Here is a 23782-nt window from a genome sequence, read left to right on the forward strand (position 1 = left end):
TGATGACTCTGCCTCTTCGTCGTCAGAAGGAAGCAGCAAGCGCTGATACCCCTTTCTGTCTCAAGCCTATCAACAGCGCCTCGTGCGATCCATTAAAATTGGCAACCATCTCAACGATGATGTTACTTGCTTTGGAGTTCAGCGCTGGAAACATGTCCAGACCGTCGCATCCACGAGCTTCAAACCGTCGGCGTTCTTTAGGCCGGGCTCTTCGGATTGTCATCATCCGTGCGACTTGCGCGCTGCTACCTGAACCAATGGACCCGCGGGTCCATTGTGAGATGGTGAGCGCCCCAAACGCCCCTCAGTAACTTTCCGGATAGAGCCCACCCAGGCAACCGCATAGCCTCCTCCTCGCTCGAGGGCCGGATCGCTGTTGGCCTGATTCATCGGCCATCCCCCCCCGCCCAATCCGGACCTCGAGCATTCATTTCGCAGGAGGTCCGCCATGAATGATCAGGTTCCAGCGACCACGTCCAAGGCCAATCCGATCAGCCCAATTCTCGATCATCCGGTTGATTGGCTTCGCACGGAGATTGACCGCCTCTTCGAAGATTTTGGCCGCCCCGCCGCCAGTCTGTTCGGTGTCGGCAATCGATCTTCAATCGCGCCAGTTCCGGCTGTTGAACTTGTCGATGAGGACAAGGCCTATCGCCTCACCGCCGAGCTCCCTGGCCTGTCCGATGATGATATCGATATCAGCGTCGCTGACGGTCTCCTGACGATAGCCGGCGAAAAGAAGGAGGAGACCGAACGCAAGGACAAGGGCTATGTATTCAGCGAACGGCGATATGGCTCCTTCCGGCGCCAGGTATCCTTGCCCAGCGACGTTGACCCGAACGCGATCACCGCTGCATTCAAGGATGGTGTCCTCACCGTCACACTGACCAAGGATGAAAATGCGCCAGCGCGGAGTCGGAAGATCGAAATCGGGCAGGCATAGCAGTTTGCCGGAGGCTTCGACGGGACCTCGGCACCACGCAGACCCGCAAGCCGACGTCATAACCCTTCTCGAGGGACGAGCCTTCGGCTCTGGAGAGCCCATGCGTCGGATCGACACGCATGCGGCGCGTCTATTCCTCGTCGGCGATCGCGCATGGAAGCTCAAGCGTGCCGTCCAGTTCGACTATCTGGATTTTTCAACCGCCGATAGACGCCGCGCCGCCCTGGAAGCGGAGCTACGGCTTAATCGCAGGACCGCGCCGGAACTCTACCTGGCGGTTCGCCCGGTATCCAAGAATTCGGCGGGCTGCCTGAACCTCGATGGCGACGGAGAACCTGTCGATTGGCTTCTGGAGATGCGCCGCTTTCCCGATGACGCCTTGCTCGATCATGTGGCAACCCAAGGTGGCCTGACCGATGTGCTGATCACGCAGCTCGCAGACCGGATCAAGGCATTTCATGATGGCGCCGAGACGTGCCTGTCCGGATCGGGGCGCAGCCGTTTGGAAGCCGTCATTGCCGGGAATGATCGAAGCATGGCTCGATTCCCCGACATTCTTCCCGCTCGGCTCGTGAGAGACCTGATCGACAGGCAAGTCGCCCTGCTGGCCCAGCACTCCGATCTGCTCGATTCACGTGCGCGAAGCGGGCGCGTGAGACATGGCCATGGCGATCTGCATCTGGGTAACATTGCCGTGATCGACGGGAGCCCCGTCCTGTTCGACTGCCTGGAATTCAGTCCCGAACTTGCGACCGGCGATGTCCTTTACGACCTTGCGTTCCTACTCATGGATTTATGGGGCCGCGGCCTTCATTGCGAAGCGAATGCCCTGTTCAATCGCTATCTGGACATTTCCCCTCAGGACGATGCCGGCGTGGCCCTTGTGCCGTTGTTTCTTTCGATCCGAGCCGGGATTCGCGCCCATACATCGGCCGCACAGGCGAGCGATGGTTCAGACGAAGCTCTGACCCAAAAGGCCAGCGCCTATCTGACGCTGGCGCGCGCAGTGCTCGAACCGGTGCCCGCGCGGCTCGTCGCCATTGGCGGGCTTTCCGGATCCGGCAAGTCCACAATAGCGAAACTGATCGGCCATTCCCTCGGCGAGGTTCCAGGCGCGCGTATTCTGAGATCCGATGTGCTGCGGAAGCGACTTGCCGGCGTGCCGCCAGAATCGCCGCTTCCCAAAGACGCATATACCCTGTCCGCGAACGCAGCGATTTACACAGAGCTGAGACGGCTGGCGGGACACATGCTTTACGCCGGGCATTCGGTGGTGGCCGACGCTGTCCATGCGAAGCCTGAAGAGCGCACGGAGATCCATCAGGTCGCACTGCGACGAGATGTGCGGTTCGATGGGATATGGCTCGACGCATCACCCGATATGCTGACGGCGAGGGTATCCGCCCGGACACATGACGCTTCCGACGCCAACGGCGCCGTTGTCGAATTGCAGACTCGCTATGATCTGGGTGAGATCGACTGGCACCGCGTCAACGCGGCGGATGACCGCAAGACGGTCGCAACGCAAGTCATGGACGTCCTGGATGTTCGCCATTTGTGACGGGGAATGATGCAGGCCGCGCATGTCGCCCCAGCCGAAGGGATTCTCCATCCGGTGAGGTCGCGATGCCGATCATTGTTCGGCGCGCGCGCAATCGATGCACAATGCTGCCTCCGGCCGTGCATCCAGCCGAGCCGGTGCAATCTGCGACCCACAACGAACGCATTCGCCATAGGTGCCCTTCGCAATTCGCTCCAGGGCACGATCGATCGAAGCGGCCTCCCGCACGATCAAGCTTGCCTCGGCTTCCAGACCCGCATCATCTTCGACTTCGACGGCCTGTTCCGATGAGTCCGCATTAAGGGGCTCAGCCAGATCCGCATTCACTCGCGTCAGCCGAGCGCGAAGTTCCGACAGTCGCTCTGTCAGGCGCTCTTCTATGGCGGCTGTGTCAGTCACGGAGATTCCTTCAGAACAGTAGGTACCGAAATCGGCTTGGGGTTCGGTGCAGATTTATAGCGCCTTCTTCAGACGCAGGTAAGCCGAACGAAGTTCATCAGCGAGCACCTGGAGCGCGGCCTTGATGTTACCGCCGCTCTCCTGAAGGCGAGCTTCTGCAACGAAATGGTGCCATTTGGTTTCGAGCTCGTCCCACTCCTCGCGAGCTTCCATCGCGCCCAGATGCACCTGGACCTTGGCTTCGTCCCGGAGCTTGGCAAGATCAGCCTTAAGTTCTTCAATGGTGCTCATCGGTCGCTCCCCGGCAACAAGGTGTTGAGAAGTGTTCCTGTAGCCGAGCCTGAAGCACTGGGCGCTACGTAAAGCACCGGATACACGTTGGCCCCGGTCCTGGATTGCTCTTCAGGCTCGCTGCGCAACCCGCACGACGACTATCCGCGTATGATCGTTCTCGGGGAACGGGATTCCGCGTGCGTCCCAGAGCGTCCCTTCAACCTCGATTACCGGTTCTTCGCTCTCCAGAGTATCATCCGTCTCGATCGTCACATGAATAGACCCACGGCCTCGCCGCAGGGTCAATTCGACGCTCTCCCAGTCCCTGGGCAAGACGGGGCGCACCTGAAGTTCGCCGCCCACGAGCCGAACGCCAAGAATCTCCTCTACCGCCAACCGCCATGTCCAGGCTGCGGCACCCGTGTACCAGGTCCAGCCACCTCGGCCGAGGTGGGGCTCCATGCCGGCAATGTCAGCCGCCACGACATAAGGCTCGGTTCGATAATGGGCGGCGCTGCGAGCCGTCGCGGCATGCTGAATAGGATTGATTCGGTCGAAGAGCGCCTTGGCCCCATCACCATCCCCCGTGCGCGCGAACGCGAGCGCGAGCCAGCTTGCCGCGTGGGTATACTGGCCTCCATTCTCGCGAATTCCCGGCGGATAGGCCTTGATATAACCCGGCTCACGCGGCGTGCGGTCAAAGGGCGGATCCAGCAGACGCACGAGACTGTCGTCATCCCGAACCAGATATCGTCTGGCCGAAGCGAGCGCCGATCGGGTACGCTCGACCTTGCCGGCACCCGACAATACGGACCACGACTGCGCGATGGAATCGATGCGGCATTCCTGTTCTTCCGACGCGCCCCATGGACGGCCGTCGTCGTCGAATGCGCGCAAATACCATTCGCCATCCCACCCCGACCGTTCCACCGCGGCCGCAAGCGTCTCTGCGCGGCCGTTCCAATGGTCGCGGAACTCGTTCCGGTCCGCATCCACACAATGACGCGTGAAATTTCGGATGGTCGCGATGAGAAACCAGGCGAGCCATATGCTTTCGCCATGCCCCCGGTTGCCCACGCGATCCATGCCGTCATTCCAGTCCCCTGCACCAATCAGCGGGAGGCCATGAGACCCGAGGCGGTAGGCGTGGGAAAGCGCGCGCTCGCAATGAACGAACAGGGATTGCGTGTAGTCACTCACCTCGAAACGCGCATAGCGATCGGTTTCTTCGGCCGTGAGCGGGGGCGCCCGCAGAAAAGGAACCAGCTCGCTCAGGATGGTTTTGTCTCCGGTCGCCTCAACATAATGAGCAACGGCGTACGGTAGCCAGACCAGATCGTCCGAGCAGCGCGTGCGGACGCCGCGATCCAATGGCGGATGCCACCAATGCAGCACGTCGCCTTCCTCGAACTGATGGGCAGCCGCGGCAAGGATATGCTGCCGTGTTGCATTCGGATCGGCATGGATCTGTGCCAGAACATCCTGCAGCTGGTCGCGAAAACCGAAAGCGCCGCTCGCCTGATAAAAGCCCGCGCGAGCGCGGATGCGGGCGCTGAGCGACTGGTGCGGCAGCCACCGGTTGACCATCAGGTCAAAGGCGGGATCGGGCGTCTTGACCTGCACCGCGTCCAGCCTGTCCTTCCAGAAACCGGCACACTCCCGCGCCGCGGTCTCGAAGGCCGATGGGTCCTGCCAGCGACGGACAAGGTCACGCGCGTGATCCAGGTCGTCGCCCTGCCCCAGCACAAAGCAAACTTCTGCGGTTCCTTCAGCCGGGATATCAAGATGGACCTGCAGGGCGGCGCAGCAGTCGTCACCGGCAGCATGCTGCCGGTGACCAAGATCCCAGTTCAGAAGTCCGAGGGGACTGGTGGGGTCGGCGTCATCGCCGTGAAAATCGTAGCGTGAGGTGGTGAGCGTGTGGACCGGAAGTGTCGAAGCAAGAAAGGAGATGCGGTCGGCAAATTCGTCGGTCCAGGGATTTTGGCCGAGAATCGCGTGCGAGATCGGATCATAGAATGAGCGGCGCAGGGGCGCCTGTTCTCCTTGCACAGCGCCCATCAGCCATTCGGCATAGTAGGTAGCCGTGATCCGGCGCGGACGCGGCAACTGATTACGCAAGCGAAGCCGGACAAGCTTCACGGTGTCGTGCGTCGGCACGATGACGGAGAGCTCCTGTTCAAGGCCTTCGCTATGCCGGTGCCAGGACGTACGGTCGGGGCCGTGATCGATGCGGCATGCCGTGTCTCCACCGGCCGGAAGCGGCGTCGGCGTCCAGAGCCGTGCGTTTTCCTCATCGCGCAGATAAAGGCGTTCGCCTTGAGGATCTTCGACAGGGTCGTTGAACCACGGCGTGAGACGGTTTTCACCACTGTTTATCGCCCAGGTGAAGCCCAGACCGCCCTCGGTCACGATCGTCCCGAAGCCGTCGTTGGCGAGGACGTTGGCCCAGGGCGCAGGGGTCGGCGCACCGGGTTCCAGATAGATAGTATAGTCGCCCGTATCCGGATCGAAGCCTCCCCACCCATTATCGAATTGCAGATCAGCCGGGCGCGGTACGGGCGCCGTCATGATTGTACCGGAGTTCGCCCCGACCGGCGCGAACAGCGGGCCCGGATGCGGCGGCTGGTCGTATCGCGCAAGCTGGTCGACTAGGCTGCCGCCGGCTTCGTCAAGGATGAGGCGGGCAACCTGATCGAGAAGCGCCGCCCGCTCGCCATCGGATGGACCGATGCCGACGAGGTGTATCCCGGCATGGGTGCCAAGGCGATCCTGTAGCCCGGCATCCTTCAGCACTTCCAGAAGACGCTCGCGGACGGGCTCGATATAGCCCGACGTTCCTTCATGCGTCACCACCAGGTCGATCGGCATACCACGCTGCCGCATGAGCTTGTGGAAGGAGAGAAGCTGTCGAAGCAGGTCCTGCTGCTCCGCGGTTCCGGAACGCAGCATCAAAATAGGATGGTCGCCCGATATCCCGAGCGCCCAAAGGTCCCCGCGCCGAAATGTGCGCGCGCCGGCCGATCCCGGCTCTGCCGCTCTGGTGAGAAGAGTGGACAGCAACGCCTGCGCCTGCGGCACGATGTGCGGCTGCAGGCCCAGCTTGTGCATCTCGCGCGCCGCCGCACTTGCCGTATCGCTCACAGCCCAGTCGAGTGACGGCAGGGTGGTAAAGCGCTCGGCAAGTTCGAGGGCCGATTGCCGGGATCCAGCCGCAATGGTGACGAAGGCGAATTCACGTCGCGCGCGCGGAGGCAGTTCCACCGTCATCCTGATCGCGCAGATCGGATCAAGCGTCCAGCCGAGCGGGCCACCAGGCAGTTCCCCGGTCAACAATGCGGGCCGCCTGGGGCACCCATATCGTCCGATGAAAGCGCTGCGATCGGCTTCGAGACCGAGCAGGGTAACGCCATCTTCATCCCCGATCACACGGGTCAGCAGGACGGGCGGACGTTCCGCCGAACTGCGCGGCCGCCGCGTGAAAAGCAGGCCGTCATTGCCAGGCAAGGCTTCCGCCCCCACGAACAGCTTGCTGAAGGCAGGGTGGCGCGCCGCGTCCTGGGCCGGAGCCAGAACGATCTGCGCGTAGCCCGTGACTTCGATGGTCCGGGGCTTATCGCTATCATTGACAAGAGCGACACGCCGGATCTCCAGGTCGTCGGCATTGGCGACATTGATCGTTGTCGTGACCGACAAGCCGTGGGCGCGCTGGTGGAACTCCACCTGATGCGCTTGGAAGATCACCTCCGGCGCGTCTTCGGGTCGAGAAAAGGGGCCGCCCGTTGCCGACCAGGTAACATCTGCATCCCGGTCGTGCAGATAGATCCAGAAACCTGCGTCCCCACGGGTCAGGGCATGCTGGTTCCAGCTCAGCCCACCTGCACCGTCTGTCCGAATGCGGCTCGAAAGCCGGCCATTGCCGAGAATCTGCCACGCGTGCTCCCCACGGCGCCGAGTGGGTGCCCAGCCGTAAAGGCCCGGAATCAGTTCGTCGGGTTCCGGCTGTGGCTCACGAACCTCAAGCCGCGCGATCTCGGGCGGCAGCTCCCATGGAATCCTTTCGTTAAGGAGCAGGTCGACGGTGCGGATATGAGGATCGGTGTGGAACCAGCGCACGAGCATGTCATCGCACAACGCGTTTCCGAGCGCGGCAAGGCTCATGCCATGATGATGAGCCATGTAGGAGCGCACGACGGCAAAGCGTTCACCGTCAGGCGCCCGCTCGGGCGTGAAGTCGACCGCTTCGAAAAATCCGTATCGGCCGATGAGGCCAAGATCCGCCAGAGTTTGAAGGTTGCGCGTCGCCAGCGCGGGCCGGATCGTCAGCGCCAGCGCCGTCGCATAGGGGCTGATAACCAGATCGCGCCCCAGACCTCGCTGGAGGCCGAGCGCAGGGACGCCGAATGCGTGATATCGGTAGACGCGGTCCTCGCCCATCGATGCGAAGGACGACTCCGAAATACCCCAAGGCATATCATGTGACCGCCCGAATGCGATCTGGATAGCAATCGCGGTCCGGTCACTCATTCCGAGCAGGGTTTGGGGATCGCTCTGCAGGAAGATGTTCGGCATCAGATATTCGAACATCGAGCCGTTCCACGATATCAACGCCAGGCCTGCGTGCTGCTTGGTGATGGGCCGCCCGAGATGGAACCAGTGCAGAGGCTCTATGTCGCCCTTCGCGATGGCGAAAAAGCTGGCGAGGCGTGCTTCGCTGGCGAGCAGATCGTAGTGGTGCGGATCTATTCGATCGGCGCTCACATTGTAGCCGATATGAAAGAGCCGGCTGCCGGCATCGAACAGGAACGAGAAGTCCATGGCGTGCGCGGCGGCGTTAGCGCGACTGGAGAGGTCATCGAGGCGGTCATGAAGCGCTTGCCGGGCCGCCTGGCCTTCCTCGATCGCCGCCTGGAGATCGTGCGCCCATTGCCGGCTTTCCGCCGGTAGCTGGTCTCTCGCCGCATTGAGGACGCCAATTGCTGCCGCGGCGCCCGCGTGCGTGGACGGCAGCCGGTCGTTCGCCAACAGGTCGGCGACTTTTGCCGCGACGTTCGAACACTCTGCCGGATGCGCCGCGAGCGTCTCCCACCAGGGCGAGAACAGCCGAAGGTCTCGCCGCATGCCGGACAGATGATGTTCGAGCCGCTCCAGCCAGGCTTGGACATTCCGCAGGGAGGCGATTTCATCCTCGCCGACGCTTTCGGCCATCAGGGTAATCTGCTCGCGCAGGCGAGGAAGATCGATCGACAGGAGATCGTCGATCCTCTCGGCCCAGTCTTGCCTCCCTTCCTCAATCCTGCGGGCGGTTTCCCGCATAGCCTCAAGGATCGAGCCGGCGGCGGAGGCCGCTTCGAGGTCGATCGTCGCAATCGCTTCGGCGAGCAACTCGATATTGTCGTCAAACCCTCGCCACAAATCCGTGGCGACCGGTGGCAAGCTTCTGGCTTCCTGAAGGGCTCGCGCGACGGTGATCAGACTGACCGCGAGATTTCCGCTGTCGACGGTCGAAACATATCGGGGCTCCAGGGCCGCGAGCGTTCTCGTCTCGTACCAGTTGAGAATATGGCCGCGGTAGCGGTCCAGGCGATCCAACGTATCGAGCGTGTTGTGAAGCCGTGTCGCAACCTCGTTGAGGCCGATATGTCCGAGGCGCCAGGCAGTGAGGACCGATACCATCATCATTCCGATGTTGGTCGGCGAGGTTCGGTGCGCGATTTCCTCGTCGGGCGGCTCCTGATAGTTATCGGGTGGCAGCCAGTTGTCCTCGGGGCGCACAAAGGTCTCGAAAAAGAGCCAGGTGCGCCGCGCCATCAGTCTCAGGAACTTTCGATCGTTTTCGGACAGCGTGTCCTTTGCCGGCTCAATCGGACGGCTGATCCGGATCGCGATCTCAGGCGCAATGAACCAGAGCAGCAGCAGGGGAGCCGCGACAGGCAGGGAAGCGGGCGCCGCAAGGAACAGACCCGCGCCGATGATCAGCGCGAACACCGGAGAGGCGGCCATGTCACGCCATGCCGCCAGTCGCGGATGTCGCGCCGCGTTGCGCGTCGCCATGTGGGCGGCCGACGTCCATTCGAGCTTTCTTTGGCCCGAATGGAGACGCCATAGGGTGATGGCAATGGCATGCAGCGCTATCATCGCGTCACTGACGAGAAAGACGATAGCGAGAAACCAGCGACCCGCGTGATCCGCCAGACGTCGCAGCAGGTTCTGCATGACGCCGCGGCGGCGGCCCTGCGCGAGGCCGGTCACGAGGTCCGTAAAGAGATATGCACCGGGCGCGATGACGGCAAGCAAGGTCCAGACCCAGGGCTGCCCATGGAGAAGAAACCATCCACCCACCAGCAGCGCCACAATACTCGCTGGAATTATGCTGCGCCGCAAATTGTCGAATATCTTCAGCCGATCGAACCAGCCGAGCCGGTTGCGCAGCCATCGGCCATCGCCGCCGGGCACGAAGGGAAAGAGCCATGGCAGGATCTGCCAGTCCCCACGGACCCATCTGTGCCAGCGCCAGGTGAAGTCGAGATAGCTGGTCGGGAAGCTCTCATAAACGATCGCATCGCTGACCAGCGCCGCTCGCCCGTGCAGTCCTTCGAACAGGTCATGGCTGAGAAGTGTATTCTCGGGAACGCGCCCTTCGAGGCTCCGATGAAAGGCCGCCACATCATAGAGGCCCTTGCCCACGTAGACGCCTGTGCCGAGCAGATCCTGATAGACGTCGGATACGGCGCGCGAATAGATATCGATGGTCGTGTCACCGCCATAGAGGCGCGAAAACAAGGATTGGCCGGTCGCTTCCGGCGCCAGCTCAACGCGCGGCTGAAGAACCGTATATCCTCGTTCGACCGCGCCGGTCGCAGCGTTGAAGTGGGCGCGGTTAAGGGGATGAGATAGCGTCCCCACCAGTCGCCGGACGATGCCGGCCGACAACCTGGTATCGGCATCGGCCGTCATCACGAAACGGCATCGCCGCAACCGTTCGATGCTACCGACGGTCACATTGAAGGGGGACGCATCTCCGTTCAGGATGAAGGCGTTGAACTGCTCAAGCTTTCCGCGCTTTCGCTCCCAGCCCATCCAGCAGCCCTGGGCCGCGTTGAACCGTCGTGGCCGATGCAGCAAATGGAACGGCCCATGTCCCTTGGCATTGGCAAAGCGCGCGTTGAGTTCCTCGATCCCGCTGGTCAGCGCGCGAACGATATCGGCATCGACCGAGACACTTTCCTGTGACGCATCGGCGAAATCGCTGAGCAGCACGAATTCGAGCGCGGCATCGGGATTGGAAAGGCGGTGTGCCTCCAGGCGCCGAAGCAGCGGCGCGATATCCGACAATCGCGCGACCAAGACAGGCATCACGACTGCCGTCGCCGAACTTTCGGGGATGCCGTCCTTGAAATCGAGCTTGGGGAGTACGTTCGGCCGAACGATGTGGGTCACGAGCCAATTGACGAAGGTGATGCTCAGGATCGATGCGGGTAGCAGGGTGAGCGCGATCCCTAGAAGCCAGGATCCGGCGGTGGCGCCGGTGGAAACCAGATAGGCTGCGGGTAGAGCAAAGCCCGCAAGGCCCGCGAGCAGCAAGGCGGCTGCATAAAGCAGGCCTGGATAACGCAGCGCGCGTCGCAATATCGAGCCCGGCGTCCATGGACGAGGATCGATCGCGTCGGCAAAGGCAGGCCGTCCGATATCGATGAGCCAGAAGCCTACATGGCCCGATGGCGCTTCGTCGCTGCTATAGCACTGGCGCAAGGCACGCTCGGCGACATCCCATTCCGGGAGTCCCGACTGGTCGGCAAGCTGCTCGACCGCATGGCGATATCGATCGCGCGTATCGAAGTCCATATGTGGATAGACGCCTGCCGGGTCGCGCCGGAGGATGGCTTCGACCTGGCTCGTTCGATCGAAGAAGTCGTTCCATTGAATCGTCGCGATCACGCCAAGGTTCGCGATTGCGCGCGCGACGCATTCCGTATCGTCAAAACCAACCATCGCCGTGTCGGGCGTCTCGACGATCTCAAAGGGCGGCTCGACCTCCGGGAAGAGGTGGCTGAAACCTCCGATGAGCAATTCCAGGCAGACTATGCGCAGCATGGTCGGGAAGGCCCAGGTCTCGGCGATGCTGAGCGGCATCTTCTTTTGATATTGCTCTACGAACAGCACCGCGCCATTCAGCGAGACCTGCAGGTGAGAAGCCTGCAGCAAGGCATGGGCAAGCTGATGCACGCGAGGGCGACCGAGCCCGTCCCCGGAGATCGCCGGAAGTTTCGCGTAGAACTCTCCGGGAAGATCCTCGCGGATCTGCAGGATGGCGCGTTGTATCTGATAATCGTTGTCGAGCAGCCATTCAGCCGCGGCGCCTGCGCGCTTGTCGGCCTTGGCGGCCGCCTGTCGGGCCTGCCTCAGCCAGGTCTTCATCTCCTCGAGATGCGCCCATGCGGGCAGCGGCACCGACTTGCCGAGCAGTCCTGTCAGGCGATGACGGTCGGCGACCTCCTCCGCCGCCCCGGCGAGCGGATCGCGCTCCTCATAATCGGCCATCAATCAGACCTGAATGGCCGTTGGCAATCTCACGCTCTGGCTGGCGGCAGGCGAAGTCATTTGCGCCTTGCGACTCGCCGAAGGCAGGACGAGCATCGGGACACTGCAATGGGCCATCAGATAGGAGGCAACCGTTCCGTACGGGACGTCCCTGACATGCTGATGCCCGTGCCCGCGTGCGGACATCACCGCGAGATCAGCCGCTTCGCGATCGATCAACGCGCAAAGCGTGTCGCGAACGTCGCCGCCACGGATGACAATCGCGCGAGCGCGAAGGCCCATCGCCGAAAGATTGGACCTGGTCCGATCCAGATAGCTGCGCGCGGCCTGCTCGTTGCGTTCGATCAGGTTTTCGCGCAGCGTCTCGTCTTCGGTTTCCAGGGGTCGCGCCTGGATCATTTCGGGCGTGGGGACGACATGAACGAGCAGCAGCTCAGCGTCGGCTGCCTTCGCGAGGCGCACCGCAAGGGGCAGCACGCTTTCGGCCCAGCGCGAGCCATCGAGCGGCACCACGATCCGTCGATAGGCCGAACCCGGGACGGGCGCTTCCACCGGAACAAGCAGGACAGGGCCTGGTGCCTGGGACAGCACCTTGTGGACTGTGCCCCCGACGCCGTCGCGGCCGGCTTCCTTTCGTCCGCGCCTGCCCAGCACGACCATCCCTTCGTCACACTCCCGCACGTACCGGCAGATTTCCTCCGCCGCCGGTCCTTCTGCGAGCTCAATGGTCGTTTGAGATGAGGACGGTTCGATCGTCGCAGCACAACGATCGAGCACCCGCATGGCCTCGCGGCGACGAAGATTGCACTCGATGGGGTCAGGCCGTGCGTCGGGCGACGCGTCTCTGTCCAAGACCTGAAGCAGCGTTACCGGAACGTCGAGCGTTGAAGCCAGAGCAAGAGCGTGTGGATAGATCCACGCGTTGCGATCGGTGCAATCGATGCACGCGACGACGCCGGATGTCTTCGCGGACATTCGGGGCTGGGAGAAGGATGGAAAGGCAGATACGGCAGACATAGGAAAACCTCCTGTTGCCGTCCGTCTCCCCGCTACCGGCGGCGCTCATTCCGACTGTTGCTATCAACGTCGGTTGTGTGCGTCAAGTTCTGCAAATAGCGGCGGGCATGCTGGCTAGGCGGCTTGACGTAGATCGGCTTTCTTCATCTCCTTAAGGTCGTTCATGTTGAGATAGCGGTTGGCTTCGAGCCAGTTTTCGTGGGTCTCGACAGCAAGCGAGCGTATGAGGCGCAAACAGCTGTCTTCATTGGGGAAGATACGCAGGACGATCGTCCTGCGTTTGATTTCTTCGTTAAAGCGCTCGAGCATATTGGTGCTCTTCATATGTTTATGATGCTGCCGCGGAAGCCGGTAGAAGGTGAACGTCTCCTCGATGGTTTCTTCCGCCCAGCTGGTGAGCTTGGGGTATCGTGGCGACCATTTTCTCAGCCAGGCAGCCAGATCGCTTTTGGCCTCTGATAGTTCGCGACGATCGTAGATCCAACGCAGCTCCTGCAGGCAGTCGTCATCAGCTTTACGCGGCAGATGGTCGAGAGCATTTCTTAAAAAGTGCACGTAACAGCGCTGGAACCAGGCATCTGGCAACACTTCACGAACAGCGGCTCGTAAACCCGCATGGTCATCGGCAACGATATATTCGACACCGTGGAGGCCGCGCTCCTTGAGGCCGACGAGAAAGTCCTTCCACGAAGAGCGGCTCTCGCGGTTGGCGAGCTCTACAGCCAGAATCTGGCGCCGGCCTTCCCAGTCCACACCCAGTGCGACGAGTACGGCGCAGGAGCGCACCACGCCTGCCTGGCGGACTTTCTCATATTTGGCATCGATGATGAGGTAGGCGAACGGCTCGTCCAGCCGACGTCGGGCAAAGGCTGTCAGGCTCTCGTCCAGTCGCTTGTTGATCGCTGAGATGGTCGAGGCGGAGAAGCTGTGGCCGCAAAGCTCTTCGGTGATAGCCTTCACCTTCCGGGTCGACACACCCTGGACGTACATCTCGGCTAACGATGCCACGAGCGCCTGCTCCGAGCGCTGATAGCGCTCAAACAGCTCGGTCGAGAAACGGCCGTCGCGATCCTGCGGCACCCGCAGCTCCAGCTTGCCCACCCGCGTGATCAGCGTCCGATTGTAATGTCCGGATCGATAGCCAACACGGCCGTCAATGCGTTCGCTCTTCGAGGCGCCAAGGACATCGGTCATCTCACCTTCCAGCATCTCCTGCAGCAAATCCTGCACGATCTCCCGCAAGGCGTCGCGGTTCGCGCCCATCAAATCTTTGACGGCCGCTATCGATGGTCTATTCTCATTCCTGGTCATGGTGGGGCTCCATTGGGGTTGGCGACTTTGAACATCACCAGCCTGCCATGGCCGCTCAAATCCTCAATGGATTTTGCAGAACATCCCGCACACTACCTCAACGTCATCTGGCCGGACCCTGTTCCCCGATTCCAGCCAGCACTCAAAGGCTATCGGCGGTTCCAGGATGGGGCCATTAGGGCTTTTACGAATGCCGCCGGACTCAGACGACGTTCTCGGGTAACCTTCCCGAGCTCGCGATTGCGCGACAATATGCGGGTGAACCCAGGCGGATCAGCACCGGTAGACGCAATTTCCTGTACCTCGCATCAGTGTCATTTCACCCGGCGCTCAGCCCGATTGTCCCTCCGCCTCCGCGACGGCCTTGATCGTTCGCACGAAGCTGTCGGGATTGAGCGACATGGAATCGATACCCTCCGAAATCAGGAACGCCGCAAAGTCCGGATGGTTGCTCGGCCCCTGGCCGCATATGCCGATCTTGATGCCCGCCGCGTGCGCCTTGCGAATGGCTTCCGAGATCATGCGGGTGACGGCTTCGTCTCTTTCATCGAAGAGATTGGCCAGAATCCCGGAATCGCGGTCGACACCCAACACAAGCTGGGTGAGGTCGTTGGAGCCGATGGAAAATCCGTCGAAGCGCGTAGCGAACTGCTCGGCGAGAATGACGTTCGAGGGTATCTCGCACATCATGTAGATTTGCAGCCCATTCTCCCCGCGGCGCAAACCGTTCTCGGCCATCGCTTCGAGCACGCGATCCGCCTCGGCCGGCGTGCGGCAGAAGGGGACCATGACGATGACGTTCGAGAAGCCCAGTTCCTCCCGGACCCGCTTGAGCGCGCGGCATTCGAGAGCGAAGCCTTCGCGATACCGTTCATCGTAATAGCGCGAGGCGCCGCGGAAGCCGAGCATCGGATTCTCCTCATCCGGCTCGAAGGCGTCGCCGCCCACAAGGTGCGCATATTCGTTCGTTTTGAAATCGCTCAGGCGCACGATGGCGGGGTGCGGGTAATAGGGACTTGCAAGCTTCGCGATGCCGCGCGCGAGGACATCGACAAAAAACTCCGATGGGTCGGAATACCCCTTGGTCAGATCGCGTATTTGCCGTTGAGCTTCAGCGCTCACGCGATCCGGGTGAACCAGTGCCATCGGATGCACCTTGATATGCGCGTTGATGATGAACTCCATGCGCGCAAGGCCGACCCCTCGGGCAGGAAGCCGCCACCACTGGAATGCCGCCGCCGGGTTCGCGATATTGACCATGATGTCCGTCCGGGTGGCCGGCAGGGAGCCGATATCCACGTCCGTCACGGAAAAATCGAGTATGCTGGCGTAGATTGTTCCGACGTCACCGTCAGCGCAGCTGATCGTGATCTCGCTGTTCTCGGCAATGATCTCGGTCGCGTTTCCGGTGCCGACGATTGCGGGAACACCGAGTTCGCGGCTGACGATGGCAGCGTGGCTGGTGGTGCCGCCATGATTGGTCACGATCCCCGCCGCGCGTTTCATGACCGGAACCCAATCGGGGTCAGTCGTCTCAGTGATGAGAATAGACCCGTCCCGGAACTGGGCGATGTCGGCGGCGGTCCGGATGACACAAGCCTTGCCAGCAGCGATGGCTGTTCCCACCGCCGCGCCCGTCAATAGCGGGTCGCCTTTCTCCTTGAGGCGGTAATGCCGGAATGTCGAAGTGCTGGCCTGGGCCTGAACCGTTTCGGGACGCGCCTGGACGATGTAGAGTTCACCAGTCTCGCCGTCCTTCGCCCATTCCATGTCCATGGGACGCTGGTAATGGTCCTCGATTGCCACGGCCCACCGCGCGAGCTGGACGATATCGCTGTTATCGAGAACGAAGCTCTGACGCTCCTGCTCGGTTGTCTCGACGATCCTCGTACGGTGGCTTCCGCCTTCCCCATAGACCATGCGGAACGCCTTACCGCCCAACTCCTTGTCGATGATCGGTTCGGTCCCCGGCTGCGCGAGAAGCGGTTTGAATACGACATATCTGTCCGGGTTTACGCTCCCCTGGACGACGGTCTCGCCCAGCCCCCAGGCGGCGCTGATGACGATAGCATTTGGAAAGCCAGTTTCGGTATCGATCGAGAACATGACGCCCGATCCGCACAGGTCCGAGCGGACCATCTGCTGAATGCCGATCGACAGCGCAACCTCGAGATGATCGAAGCCTTTCGCATCGCGGTAACTGATCGCGCGATCGGTGAACAGCGAGGCGAAGCATCGACGACAGGCCGCCAGAAGTGCGGCCCGGCCCCGGACATTGAGGAAGGTTTCCTGCTGGCCCGCGAAGCTCGCATCCGGCAGATCTTCGGCGGTCGCGCTGCTGCGCACGGCAACGGCGGGACGCTCTGTGCCGGTACGCCGGCCAAGTTCCGCATAAGCGGACACAATCTCCTCGGCGATATGGGAGGGCATTTCCGCTTCCAGAAACAGACTCCTTATAGCCTGCCCCGCTTCCTGAAGGGTGCATCCGCCGGAGTGGAAGGCGGAGAGATGTTCCGTAATGCGGGGTGCAAGCTCATTGTCGTGAATGAACGCCCTGTAAGCGTCCGCAGTGGTGGCAAAGCCAGAGGGCACCTTCACGCCCTTCTGAGCGAGGGCCGCGGTCATCTCGCCTAAAGACGCGTTCTTGCCGCCTACGGCCTGCACATCAGCGATACCGATGTCTTCGAACCACAAAATCATCGGCTTGGACATAGCTCATCTCCAGCTTGCGTAAGGTGCCAGAGGCCGCCTCAAGGTTTCACCCAGCCACCTCTTTTGTGGTCACCATCACCGCGCCGACTGGCAACGTCACTACGTAAGGCTCCTGAGTGTATCGATGGACTTCGGCTCGATCATCAGATTGACCGGATCAGCTCCGGCCGGATGGCCCAAGATCGAGAGCAGGTTATGGGCAACACAAATGCATGATCGACGAACTGCGGGCGCGGGCGTAATACTCACCCTATCGCGCCATTGCCTGCCTGTCGTCAGTTTCACCGATCAGCAGATCGCAGGCCGTCCACCAAGCCTGCCAAGCTGTGCAAGTCCGCCAGCCCCATCGAAGGAGTACACTGACGTAAGAGGACGGCGAACGACGCATCGCTGAATTGGGGCGGAAGCTGCAAAGCGCAGGTGGCCAGCGCACGATCTTAGGTACGATCCCAGTGTTCGCTGAAAAGGGATGACCTCGGAGGGCAGATGCAGCGAACGGGCTGCCTGCCCAGCCTTGGAGTCCAGCGTTGAAAGCTATTCAACCGCTTGTATTCATCGCCCAAAACTACCTCACCAGGTTCCCGCGGCTTGCCGCAAACACGTCCGGGCCAAACCGCCGACGCATGTGGCTTGCGACCTTCTTCGCATAGGCGACCTGCCTCGCCTCGGTTGGGCTATGATAGACGCCAACCGCTTTCCAATAGTCTCCGGTCGCTTCCAGCCCGGACAGGAATATCCAGCGTGCCGCCTCGACATTAAAACAGGGATCGTAGCGCAGCCAATGACGGATCTGCTCCTGGGGTCGTTCGAGCAGTCGGGACATTTTCGGCACCCAGCTACTGTTGATCTGAAGCGGCCCGAGATCGTGGGTGCCGTTGGTATTCGCGATCTCCGCGCCCAGCCAGCCAGCCTCCTGTGTCCGCAAGCCCCAAAGCGTCTTTTCAAGCCAGGCACGCCCCCGCGCGGCGACGCGGATGCAACGGGCGATTTCGGCGACCTCACCAGGTGCAGCTTGCTTCGCCAGCACAGGAGCCGGCGTCAGTATGACGGACAGGATCGCTATACTGGTGAGCGCCCTTCCCGCTACCGAGGCCTGGAAAATCATTGATCGACACGCCCTCATTGCACTATCCGATCACGAAAATCGGAGGGGCCACGTCGAAGAAGATCGCGAGACGGCAGACCATCCGGCTCGAACGGAGCGCCGGTCAGCAGCGCAAGCAATCGCTGCCCGGAGACGATTTCGATGCCATCGGCGCTCGAACAGATCGTGCGGCTCATCCCGCCGGTGCGACCGGTGTGGATGAACATGCCGCGCCGCCGCCGCGCAGCGCAAAGCATGGCGAACTCACGCACATGTTCAGGCTTGATCGCATCGCGATACCGCTTCGCCTGGATCAGCCAGCGCCGGCCATCGATGATGACCTCCCCGTCGACGCCGCCGTCCCCGGTATAGCGGCGATTACGGATGACGCGGTGCCCGCGCTGCTCGAAGGCTTCGAGCAGTAATTCCTCGAACGCCAGCGGATCCATCGCGCGCAGCCGGGCATAGTGCAAGACGGCGGGCTGATCGCGATCCGGTCCGCGCAGCTGCTCGCACATCGTTCGAGCCTGTCGGCGTCGCCAGCGATGACGGATCGGAACGCGATAATGGCGGTATAGCAGGGCAACGAGGGCGGCGCAGGCGATCGCCATCAGCAAAAGTTCCATCATCTTCTCCTATCGGTCATGCCCGCCGCCACGATCGCCATGATCGTGCTGCGGCTGAGGTTGGGATTGGGGTTCTGGTTGGTGGACAGGCTCGCGCGTACCCGCGCGATCGGGCTCCGCCGGCGCGTGCTGACGGTCCCGTTCGATCGTGCCGCGCAGGAAGCGGTCGACCAGCGAGGCAGCCTCCTGCGCGCGGCCGGCGAGGATCTCGGCAAGACTGTTCGGGCGGGGTTCGGAGCGGCCCTGCCGTTTCCGCTCGCGCTGCTCCCGCTCGGCATTACGGGCGGCGCGCTCGCGGGCATTCTCCTCGCGGGAGCGGTCGTGCCGGTCCTTGTGGCGAAGTCCCCGCATCTTGTGGCTGTCGGCCCTGATCCGGCCGAGCCCTTCGAGCGACGAGGTCTTCTCGCCCGATCGCGAGGCGAGCTTTTCCGCGAGACGTTGCTGGCTCTCGGTCCAGAGCTTCACGCCATAGGCGGCGCGAGTGATGGCGGTGTAATAGTTCTGACCGTTGACGAGGCCGGATTCCACAGGCGCCAGCGCATAGACGCGGTCATAGGTCTTGGACTGCGACGAATAGACGGTTTCCGAATACCCATGATCCCAGGTCCGGTGGACCGAGAGATCGACCTGCTGGACGCGCTCGCCGCGGTCCCATCTGATCGTCGCGATATTGCCCTCGAGCGCCAGAACGGTGCCGCGTTCGGCATTCTTGACCTCGAGTTCCTTGTTGACCAGCCGCCACTGGATGCGGTCGCCCTGGGCAAGGTCGCGCTTCTCAGGCAGGAACACATTGACATGCGCCGCCTTGCCGAGGCCCGGACGCCATTCGATCTGGCGGCCATGCTCGTCGACCAGGCGCACGACCTGGCGGCCATGATTGTTCCGGCCGACCCCGACGACGCGATAGTCGGCGTCGCGTGCGATCCCCAGCCTGGGATTGTCGCGCGTGAACTTGAGCACCTGGCCCGCGCTGTAGAAGCGCGCCATCTGCTTTTCCTGGTCGGTCAGGCCGGACGGGGTCAGCACTTCGAGCCGATGGTCTTCGGCCGCGACGGTGCCCTCGCGTTTCAGGACTTCGCGGATATGGCTGTTGACGATCAGACGGGTCGCGTTGTCGAGGACGAGGATATTGGTTTCGCCCCGTATCTCCGGTTTGAGCCGGGTCCAATCGGCGACCATCGCCTTGGCGAGGTTCTCCGCGGTGTCGCCGGTGGTCACGCGATCCAGCGCGGCGAGCGACGCGGCATAGTCGCCCTTGCGCGCCATGTCCGCGGCCTCCTGCGTCGCGTCGGTCAGGTGGCGCCGCGACTCCTTGAGCTGGCTAGTCGGCAGCCCGAGTTGCTGGAGCAGCCAATAGGCCTTGCCCTGCTCGATCGCGCCCGTCTGCTTATTGTCGCCGAGGAATATGAGACGCGCGCCGGTCGCGCGGCTGATCTCCAGCACGCGCAGCGCCTGGCGGTTGCCGAGCTGGCCCGCCTCGTCGAGCGCGAGAATATGCCTGTCGGTAATGCCATAACCGCCGCTCGCGAGCAGCGAGGCGAGCGTGCGGGATTCGATGCCCGCCTTGTGCCCGAGTTCCGCCGCCGCCGAAGAGGTCGGTGCGAGCGCCACGGTGGTATAGTCGTCGCGGGTCGCATCGACCAACGCGGCGACCAGGGTGGATTTGCCTGCGCCGCCGACACCATGCACGCCGACCGCCCGGTTTGTGCCGCTGCCGATGGCGATCAGCGCCGCGGTCTGTTCGGGCTTCAGCCTGGCGGCCGTCGCAGCCTCTTCCAGCCGTTCACGGGTGGCAACCGGCTTCGCATCGCCCATGGCCAGCGACAGATGCTCGGACAGGGCGAGTTCGAGTTTGGCGGTCCGGCGCGATGTCCGGCCGCGCGGAAGCGGCTGGTCGCCGGTCTGGCGCACCGTGACCAGCAGCTTGCCCTTGTTCTCCTGCGCATCGTAGAGCGGCCGCACGTCGCCCAGGCGGACCTCACCGACATGCGATGCGAGCGCGGTGCGATAGAGACGGCCTATATTGTTGACCGCCTCGCGCGTTTCATTCTGGCGGATGCCGAACAGAGCGGCGCGGCGGGCAACGCGCGGATCGGTCTCGATGGTTCGTTCACCCCGCTCCTGCGCCGCGGCCTGGAGCCTGTCGAGATCTTCACGATAGGGTTCAGCACGCACGCGCCATTGCTCGCGCAGGTCATCGAGGCCGATCGTCTCCTTGGCCTTTCGGGTCGCGAAGAAGGAGATCCGGCGCTGGGCCTGTCCCTCAAGCCCGTGCTCCGCGGCATGCTCGTTGATCTGCTCGGCGCGCTGCGAATAGTCACGGATAAGCTGGCCGGGCATGCCTTCGACCTCGAACAGCCCCTTACGCGGATCGAACACGATCTCATGCCCCAGCGCGCGCACGTCGCGGGCAATCTCGTTGCGATAGATCTGACCCATGACGAGCTGCTCGGCATACATCGAGCGCGTCTCGAGACTCGACATGCGGTCGCCATTGAGATGGTTGGTCATGTTGAGAATGACGACATGGGTATGGAGCTGCGGGTCGTGCTCGCGGCTGGCATATTCGGTGAAACGCGCGAACAGCAGCCGGCCCGTCGTCTCGTGGACGATCTCGCCGTCCACCCGGCGGCGCAGCTCGGCATGTTCCTCGGCATAGGCAAGCGCAACCCCGACCGCCCGCTCGTGCGCGGCAAGGATGCGCTCGTCGCCCGTGACCAGCGCCAGGATCGAGATCGACTTGGGCGCGCTGATCGTGAAATCCCAGCCGGGATGATGCTGGATGCCTTCCTTGCGCCGGCGACCGAGCTGCTGGTCGCCGACCTTGCCGGCGAGCAGTTCCTCGAACTGCTTGGGGTCGACAGGCCCGGACAGGCCGAGGCTGGCGGCGAGCTTGCCGCCCCATTCGGAGGGTTCGTTGCCGCCCTTGGTATAATAGTCGCCGATTGTATAGTAGCGGCCGATATTGGCGGGTGTCCCCTTGAGGCGGCGAGGATGGATCATGCCGGCTTCGCCTTCTCACGCGGGCCTTCGGAACGGCCATGGCTGTCGAGCCGCACACGGATCGTGCCGCGCGTCGCCCCCAACAAGGGGATGGGGGTGGCAACCCTGTTCTCCTCGTCGGGATGATCGTCGATCGGCGCTCCCTCGTCCGTCATGCCGGAATCGCTGTGGTCGGTGGGTCCGAACACCTCATCCTGCGGCACGGCGTCCTGGGGATCCGGCAGGCTGGGCGGCTCCTGGGTCGGCTCCCGCGCCGGCGGGGGATTGGCCTCGCCGGTAAAAAGATCGCCTTGCCCCGTTCCGGGAGACGGCGGCGTGTCCGGATGTCCCGGACCCTGCCCTCGCCTCGCGGCCTCCTCCCGCGCCTGGCGCGCGCGGCGCTCTGCCCACGCCTGGGAGATGATGGCCTTGCCGAGCGGCAGCCTTTTGGGGGGCTCGGTGCGTTCAACGAACGCGGCCGCGATCGAAGGCAGCGGATTGAAGCGATCGGTGAAACGGACGACGGGGAGATTGCGCCCGAAACGGAGGAAACCCGAAAGGTTCGGCAGATGGGTGACCTCGGTGTCCAGAACCAGCGGGCGGGTCACCTGCATGCGACTGAGGTTCACCCCGTCGCGCATGTCATTGACGCCGTAGCTCATCCCCTCGTTGGCTTCGACCTGCTCGACCCGGCCAAGGTTTTTGGAGATAAGTTCCGAGGTGTCGCTATCGTTCGCCCGGAGCGCGACCCAGGTCGAGCAGTAGCCGGTGATGGCCGCCGCATCCTCCTTGCCGTAGGTCGCGGTCAGCTGGGGATAGGACTGGAACCCCAATATGCCGCAGCCGCCATATTTGCGCGCACGGGCGAGGAAGTCGGATAGGCTGGGGAGCTTCTGGAGCGTCGGCAATTCGTCAATGACGCAATAGAGCCGCCGGTCGCGGTCGGGCGTGAGGCTCATGATCGCGCTGATCGCGATGTCGAGCCAGACCGTGATCAGGGGGCGCAGCGAAGGAAGCTGGTCGGCCTTGACGGTGACGAACAGCCAGCTGTCGTCCTTCTCGTCCTCGACCCAACGCCGGATCGAGAAGCCGTCCTCGGTATCGTCGAGATAGGCGAAGCTGCGCATGACCGAGGCAAGCTCGGCCTGGACGCCGGCCGAGGTGCGCTCTCCCTCGGCGGAGATGAAAGCGGCGGCATCGGTGCCCTTCACATAGGCGGCAAGATCGGCGAGCGGGGAACGCAGCACCCGATCAAGCAGGACCGAGATGAGCGTGTGCTTCTGCCGCGCGAGCTTGCGCAGGACGGCGACCAGCGTGCCGCGCGCGGCCTTGCTCCAGAACGGATCGCCATGTTTGTCGGGGATCGTAGATTCCGCGATCTGGTCGTAATGATACTCCCGCGGAACATCGACCCAGGGACTCCAGATGTCGGTGCGCTTGTCGAGCGGGTTGAGCAGGATGTCCCTGCCGGGGCGATAGAATTTCTCAACGAAGCTCCCGGCCGTGTCATAGACGATCGCCCGCTTACCCTGCTTGCGGATGCCTTCGAGCATGGTGGTGATGAGGTTGGTCTTGCCCGTTCCTGGAGCGCCGACCAGCAGGATATGTTCGGGCTCGAAGGCTTCCGGCACGGCGACGCCGCCGATTGTGAGCGCCCCCTTCTTCTGCCCCCGGAGCGCGCGCCGCACTTCCGAGGCCGTCCCGAAGCGGGCGCCGCGCAGATATTCGTTGGAGCCGAGCCCCTTCCCAGTTCTGGTAAAATAGAACCAGGCACTGACCAGTCCGAAGAGGGCGACCACACCGGCAATGGCCGCCCCGTGGATGAGGTCCTTTTCGAGTTTGTGGAGCGCCTGCTTCGCGACACCGGAGTCGGCGAGGGTGTCGGCCGAGGTCCAGTATTGGCGCCCGTCGGGGGTGCGGAACAGCACCGGGTCATTGGTCCCCGGCGCCGCATCCGCCTTGATGGTCGCCTCCACCAGCTTGGCGAGGACGAAGCGCTGATAGTCGGTCGACTTTTCGAACGCATACCAGCAGGTCCCCATCAACCAGAGGATCAGCCCGGCCAGCACGGTCTGGAAAAAGACCTGGGTGGTCATGCGGACATTGTGGACGATCGCCTGCCCGCCCCGCGTCCAGCTCCCCAACGTGTCGTTGCGGAAGATGCTCATGGCCGGCCCCTCCCCCGAACGGCTGGCGGTGCGCTACGGCATGCCCCCGGATTTGGGATGGCCCTGACCGGCAGGGAATAATCGCAGGCAATCGCGCGGCCGGACGGGAAGCCCGCCGAGGGGGAACGCGAGGCCGGGCATGTGTCCGCGAGGTGGGGATCCGCG

12 protein-coding genes are annotated in these 23782 nt (G+C 62.8%); 2 read left to right on the plus strand and 10 right to left on the minus strand.

Annotated elements, in window-relative coordinates; genetic code table 11:
- The first annotated feature begins 448 nt into the window (after positions 1-448).
- Positions 449-943: an Hsp20/alpha crystallin family protein gene (locus tag LDB29_RS08385; protein WP_013846851.1), complete on the plus strand. Its 495-nt coding sequence runs from the start codon at positions 449-451 to the stop codon at positions 941-943.
- Positions 944-1043: 100 nt separating this feature from the next.
- Positions 1044-2504 carry a bifunctional aminoglycoside phosphotransferase/ATP-binding protein gene (locus tag LDB29_RS08390; protein WP_119034650.1) on the plus strand — a complete coding sequence of 487 codons (1461 nt, stop codon included), beginning with the start codon at positions 1044-1046 and terminating at the stop codon, positions 2502-2504.
- A gap of 72 nt (positions 2505-2576) precedes the next feature.
- Here LDB29_RS08390 and LDB29_RS08395 read toward each other — a convergent pair whose 3' ends face one another.
- The 10 genes from LDB29_RS08395 to LDB29_RS08440 form a co-directional block, all read right to left on the minus strand.
- The gene (locus tag LDB29_RS08395; RefSeq protein ID WP_013846853.1) at positions 2577-2903 is read right to left on the minus strand and encodes a TraR/DksA family transcriptional regulator; all 327 of its coding nucleotides are present in this window, start codon (positions 2901-2903) and stop codon (positions 2577-2579) included.
- A 54-nt stretch (positions 2904-2957) separates the two neighbouring features.
- Entirely contained in the window at positions 2958-3194 is a 237-nt protein-coding gene (locus LDB29_RS08400; RefSeq protein ID WP_013846854.1) for a hypothetical protein, read from the minus strand.
- Positions 3195-3305: 111 nt separating this feature from the next.
- The gene (locus LDB29_RS08405) at positions 3306-11717 is read right to left on the minus strand and encodes a GH36-type glycosyl hydrolase domain-containing protein (protein ID WP_030090319.1); all 8412 of its coding nucleotides are present in this window, start codon (positions 11715-11717) and stop codon (positions 3306-3308) included.
- Between the two features lie 3 nt (positions 11718-11720).
- On the minus strand, positions 11721-12734 hold the full coding sequence (locus LDB29_RS08410; RefSeq protein WP_013846856.1) for a universal stress protein: 1014 nt from the start codon (positions 12732-12734) through the stop codon (positions 11721-11723).
- A 114-nt stretch (positions 12735-12848) separates the two neighbouring features.
- The gene (locus tag LDB29_RS08415) at positions 12849-14045 is read right to left on the minus strand and encodes an IS256 family transposase (protein ID WP_037449607.1); all 1197 of its coding nucleotides are present in this window, start codon (positions 14043-14045) and stop codon (positions 12849-12851) included.
- Positions 14046-14375: 330 nt separating this feature from the next.
- On the minus strand, positions 14376-16757 hold the full coding sequence (gene ppsA / locus LDB29_RS08420) for a phosphoenolpyruvate synthase (protein WP_030090317.1): 2382 nt from the start codon (positions 16755-16757) through the stop codon (positions 14376-14378).
- 565 nt (positions 16758-17322) lie between these two features.
- A complete protein-coding gene (locus LDB29_RS08425) occupies positions 17323-17862 on the minus strand; it encodes a lytic transglycosylase domain-containing protein (RefSeq protein WP_013846858.1) in 540 nt (179 codons plus the stop codon).
- Between the two features lie 14 nt (positions 17863-17876).
- A complete protein-coding gene (locus LDB29_RS08430) occupies positions 17877-18359 on the minus strand; it encodes a restriction endonuclease (protein WP_237751457.1) in 483 nt (160 codons plus the stop codon).
- A 117-nt stretch (positions 18360-18476) separates the two neighbouring features.
- Complete coding sequence (gene mobF / locus LDB29_RS08435) at positions 18477-21470, minus strand: MobF family relaxase (protein ID WP_013846860.1); 2994 nt, start codon at positions 21468-21470, stop codon at positions 18477-18479.
- A complete protein-coding gene (locus LDB29_RS08440; protein WP_013846861.1) occupies positions 21467-23617 on the minus strand; it encodes a type IV secretion system DNA-binding domain-containing protein in 2151 nt (716 codons plus the stop codon). Before LDB29_RS08440 ends, mobF begins: the two co-directional genes overlap by 4 nt.
- Positions 23618-23782: the final 165 nt, after the last annotated feature.

Origin of the sequence: Sphingobium sp. CFD-2, assembly GCF_024611135.1 — a bacterium.
GTDB classification, from domain to species: Bacteria; Pseudomonadota; Alphaproteobacteria; order Sphingomonadales; family Sphingomonadaceae; genus Sphingobium; species Sphingobium fuliginis.

Coding starts and splice junctions, on each gene's coding strand:
- LDB29_RS08430 (WP_237751457.1), bottom strand. CDS start 18,359: ATGTGCGAGCAGCTGCGCGGACCGGATCGCGATCAGCCCGCCGTCTTG.
- LDB29_RS08415 (WP_037449607.1), bottom strand. CDS start 14,045: ATGACCAGGAATGAGAATAGACCATCGATAGCGGCCGTCAAAGATTTG.
- LDB29_RS08410 (WP_013846856.1), bottom strand. CDS start 12,734: ATGTCTGCCGTATCTGCCTTTCCATCCTTCTCCCAGCCCCGAATGTCC.
- LDB29_RS08400 (WP_013846854.1), bottom strand. CDS start 3,194: ATGAGCACCATTGAAGAACTTAAGGCTGATCTTGCCAAGCTCCGGGAC.
- LDB29_RS08385 (WP_013846851.1), top strand. CDS start 449: ATGAATGATCAGGTTCCAGCGACCACGTCCAAGGCCAATCCGATCAGC.
- LDB29_RS08440 (WP_013846861.1), bottom strand. CDS start 23,617: ATGAGCATCTTCCGCAACGACACGTTGGGGAGCTGGACGCGGGGCGGG.
- LDB29_RS08405 (WP_030090319.1), bottom strand. CDS start 11,717: ATGGCCGATTATGAGGAGCGCGATCCGCTCGCCGGGGCGGCGGAGGAG.
- LDB29_RS08390 (WP_119034650.1), top strand. CDS start 1,044: ATGCGTCGGATCGACACGCATGCGGCGCGTCTATTCCTCGTCGGCGAT.
- mobF (WP_013846860.1), bottom strand. CDS start 21,470: ATGATCCATCCTCGCCGCCTCAAGGGGACACCCGCCAATATCGGCCGC.
- ppsA (WP_030090317.1), bottom strand. CDS start 16,757: ATGTCCAAGCCGATGATTTTGTGGTTCGAAGACATCGGTATCGCTGAT.
- LDB29_RS08425 (WP_013846858.1), bottom strand. CDS start 17,862: ATGATTTTCCAGGCCTCGGTAGCGGGAAGGGCGCTCACCAGTATAGCG.